Genomic DNA, 13317 nt, shown 5'->3' with positions numbered 1-13317 from the left:
GGCATAGGTTTTCCTGTACAACGCGAGAATGTCCTTTGTTGCGGAATGTTCTTTCAGCCTGCCATAGACCGTTGTAAGAATACCCCTGCTCATCGGCAAAAGATGGGGAACAAAGGTGACCTTCATCAAGGCAAACTTGTTCACCTCTTTCTGGATCTCCGGTTCATGGCGGTGGACACCGACATTATATGCCCTGAAACCTTCCGATACCTCACAGAACATGCTCCCCGGCCTGGTTTCCCGTCCGGCTCCGCTCACGCCGGATTTGGAATCGATAAAGATATCGCCGGTGATCAAACTGTTCTTCAACAGGGGATAGACCGCGAGGATGGCGGAGGTGGGATAACAACCGGGGTTGCCTATAAGCCTTGCCCCCTTTATCCTGTCCCGGTAAAGTTCAGGCAATCCATAGACCGCTTTCGGGATCAGTTCCTTGGCAACGTGAGGGATGTAAGCCTTTTCATAAACAGCGGTGTCTTCAAACCGGAAATCAGCGCTGAGGTCAACGATTATCGCCTTGCCATCGTAAAGCCTCCGTGCCATTTCCATCGAGCTCCCATGGGGCAGGCACAGGAAGTAGACATCACACTTGCCGGCATGGTCCCCGTCGGTCGGTTCCAATGTCTCTTCGAAGACCCCCTTAAGGAGAGGAAACACCCCGGATATCTTTTTGCCCTTATAAGTGTTTGATGTGATTAAGGTAATCTTTGCATCAGGATGGGCGAGGAGCGTGGATATAAGTACAAGACCTGTATATCCCGTAGCGCCAACAATACCAATCTTCTGCATGAAGGATTATCTCTTTGAGAACTGGAAGCTTGCCCTTGCCGCCTTCTTCCCGTATTTCTTTCTCTCTTTCACCCTCGGATCCCTGGTAATGAGTCCCTGTTTTTTAAGGGTGACCCTGAGATTAACGTTGAATTCCAACAGGGCCTTGGCAATCCCATGGCCCAATGCCCATGCCTGGGCAGGAATACCGCCGCCATATATGTTCGCGGTAACGTCGAATTTGCCGATATTACCGGTGAGTACAAAAGGCTTTGCGACCATCAACCGCCATTCTTCGAGTGGAAAATACTCTTCAAGTTTTTTTCCGTTGATGATAAACTCGCCTGCACCTTGTTTTAACCATACCCTTGCTACTGCGGTTTTTCGTTTCCCTGTTGCATAGTACCTTTTTTCAGGCACCTCGTACCTCCTTCAATATAATCTCTCTGGGCATTTGCGCTTTGTGAGGGTGTTCACTTCCCTTGTACACCTTGAGCTTCTTTAATAGCTGTCTCCCCAGATTGTTCTTGGGCAGCATGCCTTTCACGGCATAGATGATGAGCTCTTCCGGTTTCTTTTCAAGCAGTGTCTTCGCATTCACCACTTTGAGACCACCCGGGTAGCCGCTGTGTTGGTTGTATGTTTTCTGGAAAAGCTTTCTGCCGGTAAGCTTTATCTTTTCGGCATTGATCACAACGATAAAATCTCCCACATCCATGTATGGTGTGAATGTCGGTTTCTCTTTGCCTCTGAGAATACTTGCAACCCTTGCCGCAAGTCTGCCGAGGGCTTCCCCCTCTGCGTTCACTACATACCAGTCTCTTGTAACGTCATCTGCTTTCGGAAAATATGTCTTCATTATCTCACCTGGAAAAAATTTGTTTACGATAATATATTTAGGGGTTTAAGTCAAGGAAAACTTTCAAACGTCCTGTCTTCATCAGGGCTTTCGTCATTGCCGTTAGATCCACCGTTATCTTTCAATGCCAATAATACAAAGTTATTCTCTCTGTCGCCTTTCCTTTTCTTATCCTCGATGCGCACAATGGAGACCTCCGCGGGTCCAAGGGCTTCCCTTAATTGTTCCAGAAATATCCCGTCAGTTATGATGAAACCCTCCGGATGGCTTTTTAAAAAAACATTCGCGTCTTCGACTGAATTGAGGTTTTTCAGATACCCGGGGCGGTTCAGGTAGAAAACAAGGGACGAATTCCTGACCTTGAAAAAGGCTATGTCGCTGTCATCCACCCCCTTTAATTCCTTGACAACGGCGGCGCAAAAGGGACGTAATGTCCTCTTCTGCTCGGCAATGGCCATACCAACCGTAAAGGTCCATATCTCAACACACCAGATCAGTATAAGAAGCAATCCCATACCATGCCGGAATTTCCCCTTCCATAGCCATACAACCGTTGTTACGCCTCCCGCAAAGGCCGCGGGGCCGACGATCAACTGCGAAACATGCCTGGGCATATCACCCTGGAAATAGGCATAGATCATCGCGGCGCCGCCAAGGACAGGGACGATACCGGTAATCCCGGCTGCTGCCTGCATGGCCCTCTTCCGGATCAGCCCGTTGTTGCCGAACCATTGCGAGAGGGCCCGCCCCGTAATAAGGGCAAGGGCAGGCACAAGCGGCAGTATATAGTAGCTTCTCCTGGAACCTGATATTGTAAAGAACAGAAATATTGTCGCTGCCGATATGATAATCCAGCGGTACTGCCGGTCATATTCCTTGCCATGCATCTGCCATACTGAAGCAATGAGAAGAAGGGTCCAGGGGAGGAAAAAGACCAGCGTATGCTTCACGTAGGCATAGGGAGGTTCGATGTGGTCAAAGGGTCTGACAAATCTAAGGACATTCTCTCTCCACATCAACATCACAGAGTCCCAGGAACCTGTTGCCATGACGGGGAGGAAAAGGATAACCGCAAACAACACAGCGCCGGCACATACCCCCACAATACCTTGCCGGGACAGTATCCAGCGAAATTCAAAGAGGAAACTCGTTCTGATCCTACCCCTCGCGAGCCCTTCCTTTTTAAGCTCAGCAAAGATATTGAAGGCACCGGTAACAACCATAACCAGGAAGGCTACCGCGGGCGCAACAGGACCTTTGCAAAAGGCAACCAGGGCGCCGACACAATAGAGCATGACAAGATACCCACGGCGCCCGGCGTAACCACCGGACAGAAAGATCCACAGCATACACCAGATCCCCAGGAGATTGAATATCTCACCTGAGGCAGTCCTCGTCCAGAAGATAAACATAAAAGAGGTAAGGAGGGTCATACCCGCCAGGAAACCGGCGGCGCTTCCGAAAAGTGCCCTGCCCATCACAAAAACAAGGACGATCGTCATAATACCCGCCAGAACACCCGGCATACGGGCTGCAGTCTCAGTAACACCACCTTTCAGGGCAAAGGGGATAATGGCCCAGTAACTGAAAAGCGGTTTGTCAAAATAGACCTCGCCATTGATCGTGGGGAGAAAATAATTACCTGATTGTATCATCTCCCTGGCAACCACTGCCCAGCGCCCTTCAGACCCCCACAGCGATCGTATGGACAGACCCGGGAACAAAAGGATACAACTCAGGATAACAAGGATGATCAGCATGAGCCGGTCACGGGATGTCCACTCACCAGGGCGATTGGATGGAAGCACGTGAAAATATAGTAACAGGTCAATGCAACCGTCAAGGAAAAAACAGAGGAGAATAACCAATCACCAATAACCAAGCTCCAATTAACCACCAATATTCAATTATTCAATCACCAAACAAGGACCTTTCGCGTTGCTTCCCGTTTGGGTATTCGGTCATTTGGGTATTCGGTCATTGGTTATTGAATGTTAATTGGTTATTGATGCTTGGTTATTGGGTATTGATATTTGCCCGGTCTGTACGCCGGAGAAATGACCCAGTGGTGTCGTGCGCAGAGAAGCATCGTTGCCGGATATAGAGAATGTTCTCCAAAGGTGTCGTTGACATCGTCGACGGCCTTCCAGAGTCGTTCTTCCCTGTCAAATCCCTCGATTAAAGGAGGGCTTGCCGTGAATCTCCGGACATTAAAGGCAGAGACGCCAAGGAGCCTCACGGCGTCTTTCAACCGGACAGAATCGATCAATGCCGTGACAGTCTCGTATATTATCCTGTTGCCGGGTGTATAGAAAGGGAGTGTTATCCTCTTTGTAAAGGTCGTAAAATCAGGGTATCTCCAGGTAAGAGAGAAGCCTTTTGCAACGACCTTTTCTTTCCTTAACCTTCTTGCCACCATCTCTGAAAGCTCAAGCAAACGGGCCCTGATCATCATCCTGTCCCCGATATCCTTTTCGAAGGTCATACTGTGCCCTATCGATTTCGGCAAGTCTCCGGGGGCCTGAGCCCGGAAGGGGTCTATCCCCCGCGCCATGATGGAGAGATAATCACCCCATATCCCGAATCTCCTCCTTAATATACTGACGGGAAAATCCCTGAGCTCCCTGCAGACCGTTATCCCGAGAGTCTTTAACGCCACCCCTGTCTTTCTGCCGATACCGGGTATGCTTTCCACCGGGAGGTCCTCCATGAAGCGCTCTGTCTCTTCCTTTCCTACGACTACCAGCCCATCAGGCTTGCCGCGTTCGCCGGCTATCTTTGCAACAAGTTTATTGGGCGCGATCCCGACGGAACAGGTGATGCCGAATTGTTCACCTATCTCCCTCTTCACCGCCAAAGCGACATCCGCAGGCAAGGGGAAAAGGAGGAGGGAACCGGTGAGGTCCACAAAGAACTCATCGATGGAACAGATCTCCACCTCGGGGGTATACCGTAAAAGGATCTCGTGTATCCTTACGCAGGTGTCCACGTATTTATCGTTCCTCCCTTCCACAAAGACAATGGACGGGAGCTTCCTTACGGCCTCTCCCTTTGTCATTCCCGTTTTCACCCCTAACCTCTTCGCCTCGTAGGAAGATGCCACGATCACCGTTCTCTTGCCGCTCCCCACTACCGCGACGGGTCTCCCGCGGAGGTGCGGCCTCGACGCCTGTTCAACAGAGGCAAAATAGGCATCCATATCGACATACATGACAATCCTATCCATCTGTCTCCACCGCCTCAAGAAACCACATCAACCTTCCCTGCCGGTATGAGAGCTCATAAAGATCCTGCCCGTCAGTGACCACAAACCTGTGTATCAACTCATTGCCGTCCCTCTCGCGCCACATATAGGTGGTCTTTTTTATCTCCAGTCTCCTCCCCTTCCAGAAAAACCACTTGAGTTCCATCTTCTGCCCTTCCTTGCGGAAGACGACCCCGACCATCACCCTTTCACCTATCCTGGTAAGCATGTCGTATTATACCAAACATACGTTTGGTGTCAACAAATATCAAATACAGACCGTATTTCGTATATCGTCGTTCGTATTTCGTATATCGAGATTCTCAGGAAAACGCTCGGCGTCGGGGTACCCGCTTGCGGGTCGCCGGCGTTCGGCGATGAAACCCGTGAATCGTGAGTCGTAATTCGTAAAGGGAGAAAAACTGTACGGCACAGGAAGAGTGCGGTGTCATTGCGAGCCCGCAGGGCGTGGCAATCTCATCCCTTGGGTTTGCTTAACCTTAACCTTAACCTTAACCTGCTTTTTTGTCTGCTATCTACTAACGACTATCGACTATTCACTGCCTTTATACTATTCGGTATCCGGCGTCTTTTTCTTGGAGCGGACGACGAAGCTGATCATCATGAGGACAATGACCAGCAATAATAACGTTAGACTGCCGTAGTCGGTCTTCAGTGAAACGAGGTTCAATCTTGCCAAATAATCTTCCTTTACAACATGGATAAAGATGATAAAGAGGGCTGTTGCCCAGAATCTGGCAAATCGCGAGATCTCGTTCGCGGTTATCCGGTGTTTGGAAAACCCGTTGATGATCGCCCGCCAGCTTTTGATGGAGAAGGCGTCGGGAAAGATCTGCGGCACATCCAGGCTGTATCTCAGAAACTCTTCTCCATGGATCCCGGCAAGGACGCTCTCCTCTTTCCGGATCGTCGGCCCGTAGGACCAATAAAAGAGGAAAGGATACACAAGCAGCAGATAGACATTCCCGCTTAAGAGACAGAAAGCGGAATCAATAAGATAGTTCGCCATATAGTAAGGGTGCCTGACGACACTATAGGTGCCATCCTTACAAAGGACAACATTGCGGATCAGGACGCCTTTCGTCACATAATGGAAGAAACAGCCGAAACTCAGCAACAGAAACGAGATAAGGAGCCTGACGACATCGAGATTGTAGACAAGCGAAGAGATAAGGGCAACGATTATCGTAATATCCCGCAGGTTACTCCTGTTCAGAAAGGGATGCCTCTTGTCTTTCATGCTCTCTGTCATTATAGTTCGATATTACTCTATTGAATTGAGCTGTTCCAGTCAAGGAATTTCTCCGCATATTGCTTTTTGCGGCGCTCAATGCTATTCTTGTCAGATACTGAGAGGTTACGCCTCAGGACTTTGCAAGTAACTACAAGGCGGAAGGTGTTCCATGAAAAGATTCAAAGTGCTCATCACGGAAAACGTTGCCCCGGAAGGTATCGACATCCTGAGACAGGACCCCACCGTCGGGGTAGACATAAAGATCGGCATCAAACAGGATGAATTGAAAAAGATCCTCGGTCAATACGACGCGATCATTACAAGGAGCGGCACAAGCGTCTCTGCAAGCCTCATTGAAAACCCCGGGAAGCTGAAGATCATCGGCAGGGCGGGTGTCGGCGTTGACAATATCAACATCGAAGCTGCAAGCAAAAAAGGCATTATCGTGCTCAACGCGCCGACAGGCAATACCCTCGCAGCAACAGAGCTGACCCTCGGGATCATGCTCGCCGCAGCCCGTAAGATCCCCCTAGCAAACGACTCGCTGAAGGCAGGAAAATGGGACAGAAAACGTTTTCTCGGTATAGAACTCTACAACAAGACCCTGGGTATTGTGGGGCTGGGCAGGATAGGCAGCAACGTTGCCATCAGGGCAAAAAGCTTCGGTATGAAGGTGATCGCCTACGACCCATACATTAAGAAAAGTAAAGCAGATTCCCTCGGGGTAACACTCTACGAGAACCTCGGAGACCTCCTGAAGGAGGTTGATGTCATAACGTTCCACACGCCGCTGACAAACACCACGAAAAACATGATCACGGCAAACGAGATCTCCCTCATGAGAGATAATGTCATCTTCGTCAATTGCGCAAGGGGCGGGATCGTTAATGAGAATGATCTCTATGAGGCCCTGAAATCCGGTAAAGTCTTTGCGGCCGGTGTGGACGTCTTCGAAAAAGAACCCCCTGAAAGCAACAAACTCCTCGAACTCGAAAACGCCTTTGCCACACCGCACATAGGGGCGAATACAATGGAAGGACAGGAGGCGGTCTCTGTCATCGTTTCCGAGCAGGTCCTCAACGCCCTCCACGGCCGTCCGTACCTCAACGCCGTCAATATCCCCTTTATAATATCCCAGCTCCCCGAGCACATGCAGCTCTACTTCAACCTGACGGAAAAGATGGGAAAGCTCGCTGCCCAGATCACCAAGGGGAGACCCGAGAAGATCGCCATCGTCATGATCGGGAAAAATTTTGAAGAAGATCTCTGTGAACGGAAATTCGATGTCCCCTTCAGCTATCAGCCCTTCACTATCGCCGGCCTGAAAGGCTTCCTGGAAGTGAGCCTGAAAGAATCCGTCACCCATATCAATGCGCCATACATCGCGAAAGACAGGAATATCGTTGTCGAGGAATCGAAAACCGATCAGTTTGATAAATTCAACGATCTCATAATCTTCGTTATCAAGACAGACAGGGAAGAAACAAGCATTGCAGGTACCGTCTTCCCCGACAAACTGGGAAGGATAGTCCTTCTCGACAGGTTCCACTTAGACGTCGTACCTGAAGGAAATTTTCTCCATTTCAGGATCTTTGACCGTCCGGGGATCATAGGTAAGGTAGCTACAATCCTCGGAGACCACCATATCAATATCGCAGGATTCGGCTTGTCCCGTCAGAAAACCGGCGAAGAGGTCGCCTTCGTCTCTGTCGATGACCCCATCGGACAAAAAGTACTCGATGAGATACTGAGAATAGACGGGATGATCGAAGCAAAGGCCATTGACCTGTAACAATTAAAAACATATTTCCAAAGAGACCAAATTTTGATACACTGTAACTATGCGAAAGACAAGAAGTAAGACAAATAAGGAAAGAGGCAAAAGCAAGAACATCTTTCTCGAGATAAAAGGGGAGAACAAAGATAAGGGGAAAAAGACAAAAGGGTTCACCCTCCTCTATTTCATCATCGCTTTTATTGCCATCGTCGCTATCAACAGCTACTTCTTCAAAACAGAGGTAAAGACTGTCCAGTACAGCGAATTTAAAGAACTGATAACCAGAGGGAAGATAAGCGACCTCGTCATCGATACCGAAACGATACAGGGCACTCTCACCCTTGAGGACGGGAAAAAAACAAAATTCCTCACAAGCAGGGTGGAGGACCCGGACCTCGTGAAGGATCTTCAAAAAAACAATATCAAGTTCACCGGTCAATATGAAAACAAGTTCATAAAGGCGATCATTGCCTGGGTGCTTCCTTTTGCCATTATCATACTCATCTGGAACCTGCTCATGAAAAAAATGGGCGGAGCTCCGTCGGGTATTCTCAATTTCGGTAAAAGCAGGGGCAAGATATACGGTGAGGATGAGATCAAGATCACCTTCGACGATGTGGCGGGGGTCGATGAAGCAAAAGAGGAGCTCAAAGAGATCATTGAGTACCTTGATTACCCGCAAAAATTCCTTGATATAGGCGGCAAGATCCCAAAAGGGATTCTTCTCGTCGGACCCCCGGGGACCGGCAAGACCCTTCTCGCCAAGGCCGTTGCCGGTGAGGCAAAGGTGCCTTTCTTCAGCATGAGCGGATCGGATTTCGTTGAGATGTTCGTGGGCGTCGGCGCTTCACGCGTCAGGGACCTCTTTGCGCAGGCACAGGAGAAATCACCCTGTATCATCTTCATCGACGAGCTTGATGCCCTCGGAAAGGCACGGGGCATGAATCCTCTTTCATCTCACGATGAACGGGAACAGACACTCAATCAGCTCCTTGCGGAGATGGATGGTTTCGATACCAAGGCCGGTGTCATCATTGTGGGGGCGACAAACAGACCGGAGATCCTTGACCCCGCGCTCCTGCGTCCAGGGAGGTTTGACCGGCATGTCCTTGTGGACAGACCTGACATCAAAGGCAGGGAAGAGATACTGAAGGTACACATCCGTGACGTAAAAATGGCCAAGAATATCGACCTGAAGGTCATAGCCGCACGTACTCCCGGGTTCGTGGGCGCAGATCTTGCGAATCTGGTCAATGAAGCGGCGCTCCTTTCAGCACGGAAAGGCAGGACCTCGGTGAGCATGGAGGAATTCGAAGAGGCCATCGACAGGGTAGTGGCAGGGCTTGAAAAAAAGAAAAGGGTTATGAGCAAGCGTGAGAAGGAGATCGTTGCCTACCATGAGACAGGCCACGCCCTGATGGCTGAATTCCTCGAAACAACAGACCCTGTCCATAAAATCTCGATCATACCGCGAGGTATTGCCGCCCTTGGTTATACCCTGCAGCTTCCCACGGAAGACAGGTATCTCATGACCCGGCAGGAGCTCCTTGACCGCCTCTGCGTTCTCCTCGGTGGAAGGGTGGCAGAGGAGATAGTCTTCGAAGAGATCTCGACAGGGGCTCAGAACGACCTCGCACGGGCAACGGATATCGCAAAATCAATGGTAAAAGAATACGGGATGAGCGAAAAGCTGGGTCATATGACATTTGAAAAGGAACGGAGACCGCTTTTTCTCGATATCAGTCCATCCTTGGGAGGGAAGGATTACAGCGAAGCGACCGCAAAGGACATCGATGCGGAAGTAAAGAGGATTATCGAAGAGTCTTATATCAGGGTAAGGACCCTTCTTACTGAAAAAAGGGCGTCCCTGGAAAAGGTCGCCCGGACGCTGCTCGATAAAGAATCGATCGATGGAGAAGAACTGAGGAGACTGCTGAAAGAAAACGGGGAAACGAATGAAACCAACGAACCTGGAGAAAAAACAGATTGACCTTGTAAAAGAATCGATCTGTGTATACGAAAAATGCATGGAATGCAGGGGGCTCTTTAAGGCCGGACAGCTTGGCTTCACAAGCATTGAGGATTTTGTCGACGACAGGGGAAAAAGCTGTCTTTACCGCCTCAAGGAGATGTGCCATGAGCTTTATCGAAACTCGGATGACGCGAGTTATAAGGAAAAATTATATGATATAACTGTTGGTTATATATTTCACGAAGCAATGAAGATAAGGGAAAACCTTTACCAGCTTGAGTACTATAAACCGCATTATGACATCGCCGTCCAGGAACTCACCGAGAAGGAAAAGAGGATCGTCCACGATATCAGCATTCTGATCAAAAAGGCTGAGATAAGGCTCAGAGAAGGCCTCAAGGAAACCAGGTCACTCCTCAATGAACTCGTTGAACAGCTCAAGGACCTTATCATCGCATACCGCAGCAACTACCTGCTGCCGCGCTTCATCTTCGAAAATGAAAAATCACTTGTCAGGATATACGGCAAGAAGGGTTTTAAGGAACTTCTCATGGTTATGTATTCAGACGGAAAGCTGCTCCTGTACTTCAACGCAGCCCGCAGTTATCTCGAAAGCGAATATTATGACCTTGCGCGGAAGTTGTTTCATAGAATTACACGACTTGACAACAAAAACAGGGAAGCATTATTTTTATATCAGTATGCATCAGCGTTTAATTTTTACTTTAAGAATATGTTTACGAAGGCTATGATGTTTGCTGAAAGCGCACTCTCCATGGATATAGACGATACAATAAAAAAACCTTACAGAGGAACTCTGCAGAAACTGTTAACCGATCTCACGGGAGAGATCAAGAAGAAAAAAGAAAGCGCAAGGAGGGGATACTGAATGCCTATATACGAATTTACCTGTGACAAGTGCGGCAAGGATTTTGAAATGCTGGTCTTCAAAAACGATGAGCCTGAATGTCCTGCCTGCGGTTCAAAAAACCCGGTCAGGAAGATGTCATCCTTCGGATTTTCTGTTGGCTACAAATTCAAGTCATCTTCATCGGGCACAGGCTCTTCCTGTGCAACTTGCGGCTCCTCAAACTGTTCGAGCTGTTCATAATCCCTTGGGAGGGATCAATACGGTGTCGGGATGTCCCTCGCAAGCACGCTCATTGCGAAAGGCAGTGAATAGTGAACGGTGAAAGGCTCTCGTAATTCGTGAATCGTAATTCGTAATTGGATGAACCCTGTGAAAGGTGAAATATGGATTATATCTTAAGGTCGCTACGTCACTTCGCTCCTCGCACTTTGTGCTTTTCCAATTACGTCTCACGAATTACGAATTACGGTTGTTCTCGCCTAACGCTTCACGACTTACGGGTTTTTCGATATACGATATACGAAATACGGTATACTATCATCGGGATAATTCGTAAAACCCGCATAGCATGAACCTCGTCGGCAAAGTCAAAAAAACCATAACAAAGGAAGATCTCATCGAGGAAGGCGACAATATACTCCTCGGCGCATCAGGCGGCATAGATTCAACAGTTCTTCTCTTCGTGCTGCTGAAGATCGCGCAGCAGATCCCCTTCAAGCTGGGCCTGGCTCATGTAAACCACGCGTTGCGTGGTGAGGAATCCGAGAGAGATGAAGATTTTGTGAAGGATCTCGCCCGCCGTTTTTCGCTCCCCCTTTACACCAAAAAGGTTAATGTGAAAGGGTTCGCATCCTCCTCCGGTCTATCATTGCAGCATGCCGGAAGAGAGTTGCGGTATGCCTTTTTCAACGATATCGCGAAAACATATCATTACAATAAAATTGCAATTGCGCATACCCTCGATGACCAGGTAGAAACCTTTCTCCTGAGGATCATCAAGGGAACGGGGATCCGGGGACTATCCTCTATTCCTATCAGGCGGGGAGCCATCATAAGGCCATTCCTCTCTACATACAGGTCAGAGATCGAAGAATACGCACGGCAAAATGCAGTGCCCTTTGTTGCTGATTCCTCAAACGAAAAGATCATCTATGAGAGAAATTTCATCCGCAGAGAGGTCATCCCGGTCATGGAAAAGTTGAACCCTGCCCTGAAAGAAAAGATATTTTCACTGCTTCAGGACATGACTGCGATTAATCGCATCTTCGATAAGCGATCAAAAACGTTTCTCGCGGAGAAGAAACAGGACCGCGACAGAGAAAGTCTCTTCAGCATAGACACGCTGGCTGATATGGATGAAGAGACGAGGTTCAGGGTCTTGTCCGATACGCTCACTTCCATAGAACCACGATTCATTCCATTGCGAAAACATATCCTTTCGATAGAAAAGATCATGAGAGCAAAGAAACCGAACCTGACCATTATCCTTCCTCATAACCTGAAGGTAAAAAAGGTTTATACAACCATGGTGTTTACGCAAAAACCATTACGCATACCCACAGCGGATCAGGTTCAGGTCACGACCGGTAAAAATATCCTGGAACCTTTCAATATCTCTCTGAACATCGGGACACAAAAAAGTACATCCGCTATTAAGCTGCAGGATCACGATATTGCCCTTTTCGACAGGGAAAAGGTCGGGAATATCTCTGTCAGAACTTTTCGTACGGGCGACCGGTTCTTTCCCCTCGGCATGGATAACCCCGTCAAACTGAAAGATTTCTTCATCTCCAGCAAGATCCCCAAAGAGGAAAGGAGATTTATCCCTCTCCTCCTCTCCGATAAAGACATCATATGGGTCATCGGTCACAGGATCGACAACAGATACAGGGTTACAGAAACAACGCGGGAGATATTGAGGGTTACGGTCGCTCCGCTATAAGCGATTAGCTTTCAGCTATCAGCGGCCAAACAACAGCTCATGGCTCCTGGCAAATTCTAAATCCGAATATCTAAATACTAAACAAATTCGAATGTTTAAAATTCAAAATGTATTTTAATATTTCGATTGACATTCGATCATTGATTATCGGATATTATTTTTTTATTAATTATAAAGTGGCCATGAGTGATTATGCTGCACGAAAGAGCCGGCAAAGAGAATACTGAAAACACAACGGCGTGTCTGATAAAGGCAAACTCTTCAAACAATTTCTTCAAGATCAAGATACGGGAGATCATCATTAAACCAAAGGAGTTTTAATATGCTATCAAAAAGAGCGGCATCACTTAAGCCATCACCAACGTTAGCCATATCAGCAAAAGAAAAGACCCTGAAAGCACAGGGTATCGACATTGCGGGGTTCGGGGCAGGAGAACCTGATTTTGATACACCCGAGCACATCAAAAAGGCTGCCGTAGACGCCATCAACGGAGGCTTCACAAAATATACGCCTGCTGCCGGGATGGAACAGCTCAAAGATGCTGTCATAGAAAAGTTCAAGCGCGATAACGGGCTCGAGTTCAAGCGCGATGAGGTAATCATTTCCTGCGGCGGGAAACACTCTCTCT

Annotated in this window: 14 protein-coding genes; 7 read left to right on the top strand and 7 right to left on the bottom strand. The window is 48.4% G+C overall.

The genetic code is table 11. The features are described 5' to 3' along the window. The 7 genes from argC to PHU49_08120 all read right to left on the bottom strand — a co-directional run. The coding region (gene argC / locus PHU49_08150; GenBank protein ID MDD5243974.1) for an N-acetyl-gamma-glutamyl-phosphate reductase at window positions 1-789 on the bottom strand (789 nt) is incomplete at its 3' end. 6 nt (window positions 790-795) lie between these two features. Further along, complete coding sequence (rpsI, locus tag PHU49_08145; GenBank protein ID MDD5243973.1) at window positions 796-1188, bottom strand: 30S ribosomal protein S9; 393 nt, start codon at window positions 1186-1188, stop codon at window positions 796-798. Further along, the gene (gene rplM, locus PHU49_08140; protein MDD5243972.1) at window positions 1181-1630 is read right to left on the bottom strand and encodes a 50S ribosomal protein L13; all 450 of its coding nucleotides are present in this window, start codon (window positions 1628-1630) and stop codon (window positions 1181-1183) included. The genes rpsI and rplM overlap by 8 nt, the downstream gene beginning before the upstream one ends. Before the next feature lie 47 nt (window positions 1631-1677). After that, window positions 1678-3387, bottom strand: coding sequence for a glycosyltransferase family 39 protein (locus tag PHU49_08135; GenBank protein ID MDD5243971.1), 1710 nt, complete (start codon window positions 3385-3387; stop codon window positions 1678-1680). A 242-nt stretch (window positions 3388-3629) separates the two neighbouring features. After that, window positions 3630-4853: a DNA polymerase IV gene (gene dinB, locus PHU49_08130; protein MDD5243970.1), complete on the bottom strand. Its 1224-nt coding sequence runs from the start codon at window positions 4851-4853 to the stop codon at window positions 3630-3632. Then, entirely contained in the window at window positions 4846-5100 is a 255-nt protein-coding gene (locus tag PHU49_08125) for a hypothetical protein (protein MDD5243969.1), read from the bottom strand. Before PHU49_08125 ends, dinB begins: the two co-directional genes overlap by 8 nt. 342 nt (window positions 5101-5442) lie before the next feature. Continuing rightward, window positions 5443-6132 (bottom strand): isoprenylcysteine carboxylmethyltransferase family protein, encoded by a 690-nt coding sequence (locus tag PHU49_08120; GenBank protein MDD5243968.1) that lies wholly within the window; start codon window positions 6130-6132, stop codon window positions 5443-5445. A gap of 163 nt (window positions 6133-6295) precedes the next feature. Between PHU49_08120 and serA the strand changes: the two genes are divergently transcribed. The 7 genes from serA to PHU49_08085 all read left to right on the top strand — a co-directional run. Then, a complete protein-coding gene (serA, locus tag PHU49_08115; GenBank protein MDD5243967.1) occupies window positions 6296-7918 on the top strand; it encodes a phosphoglycerate dehydrogenase in 1623 nt (540 codons plus the stop codon). A gap of 49 nt (window positions 7919-7967) precedes the next feature. Then, the gene (gene ftsH, locus PHU49_08110; GenBank protein ID MDD5243966.1) at window positions 7968-9893 is read left to right on the top strand and encodes an ATP-dependent zinc metalloprotease FtsH; all 1926 of its coding nucleotides are present in this window, start codon (window positions 7968-7970) and stop codon (window positions 9891-9893) included. Continuing rightward, window positions 9859-10764, top strand: a complete 906-nt coding sequence (locus PHU49_08105; GenBank protein MDD5243965.1) for a hypothetical protein — start codon at window positions 9859-9861, stop codon at window positions 10762-10764. The genes ftsH and PHU49_08105 overlap by 35 nt, the downstream gene beginning before the upstream one ends. Continuing rightward, window positions 10765-10986 carry a zinc ribbon domain-containing protein gene (locus PHU49_08100; GenBank protein MDD5243964.1) on the top strand — a complete coding sequence of 74 codons (222 nt, stop codon included), beginning with the start codon at window positions 10765-10767 and terminating at the stop codon, window positions 10984-10986. It begins immediately after the preceding gene. 328 nt (window positions 10987-11314) lie between these two features. Continuing rightward, window positions 11315-12688, top strand: coding sequence for a tRNA lysidine(34) synthetase TilS (gene tilS, locus PHU49_08095; GenBank protein MDD5243963.1), 1374 nt, complete (start codon window positions 11315-11317; stop codon window positions 12686-12688). A gap of 192 nt (window positions 12689-12880) precedes the next feature. Next, entirely contained in the window at window positions 12881-13009 is a 129-nt protein-coding gene (locus tag PHU49_08090; protein ID MDD5243962.1) for a hypothetical protein, read from the top strand. 1 nt (window position 13010) lies between these two features. Continuing rightward, window positions 13011-13317, top strand: a 307-nt coding sequence (locus PHU49_08085; protein MDD5243961.1) for an aminotransferase class I/II-fold pyridoxal phosphate-dependent enzyme, incomplete at its 3' end; no start/stop codon positions are given.

The organism is Syntrophorhabdaceae bacterium, assembly GCA_028713955.1.
GTDB lineage: Bacteria > Desulfobacterota > Syntrophorhabdia > Syntrophorhabdales > Syntrophorhabdaceae > UBA5609.
The sequence above is the reverse complement of the archived record's forward strand: the minus strand, read 5'-3'. Positions and strand labels throughout refer to the sequence as shown.

Excerpts from the sequence above, each read along its gene's own strand:
- PHU49_08135 (MDD5243971.1), bottom strand. The coding sequence starts at position 3,387 with ATGCTGATCATCCTTGTTATCCTGAGTTGTATCCTTTTGTTCCCGGGT.
- dinB (MDD5243970.1), bottom strand. The coding sequence starts at position 4,853 with ATGGATAGGATTGTCATGTATGTCGATATGGATGCCTATTTTGCCTCT.
- PHU49_08125 (MDD5243969.1), bottom strand. The coding sequence starts at position 5,100 with ATGCTTACCAGGATAGGTGAAAGGGTGATGGTCGGGGTCGTCTTCCGC.
- PHU49_08120 (MDD5243968.1), bottom strand. The coding sequence starts at position 6,132 with ATGAAAGACAAGAGGCATCCCTTTCTGAACAGGAGTAACCTGCGGGAT.
- serA (MDD5243967.1), top strand. The coding sequence starts at position 6,296 with ATGAAAAGATTCAAAGTGCTCATCACGGAAAACGTTGCCCCGGAAGGT.
- ftsH (MDD5243966.1), top strand. The coding sequence starts at position 7,968 with ATGCGAAAGACAAGAAGTAAGACAAATAAGGAAAGAGGCAAAAGCAAG.
- PHU49_08105 (MDD5243965.1), top strand. The coding sequence starts at position 9,859 with ATGAAACCAACGAACCTGGAGAAAAAACAGATTGACCTTGTAAAAGAA.
- PHU49_08100 (MDD5243964.1), top strand. The coding sequence starts at position 10,765 with ATGCCTATATACGAATTTACCTGTGACAAGTGCGGCAAGGATTTTGAA.
- tilS (MDD5243963.1), top strand. The coding sequence starts at position 11,315 with ATGAACCTCGTCGGCAAAGTCAAAAAAACCATAACAAAGGAAGATCTC.
- PHU49_08090 (MDD5243962.1), top strand. The coding sequence starts at position 12,881 with ATGCTGCACGAAAGAGCCGGCAAAGAGAATACTGAAAACACAACGGCG.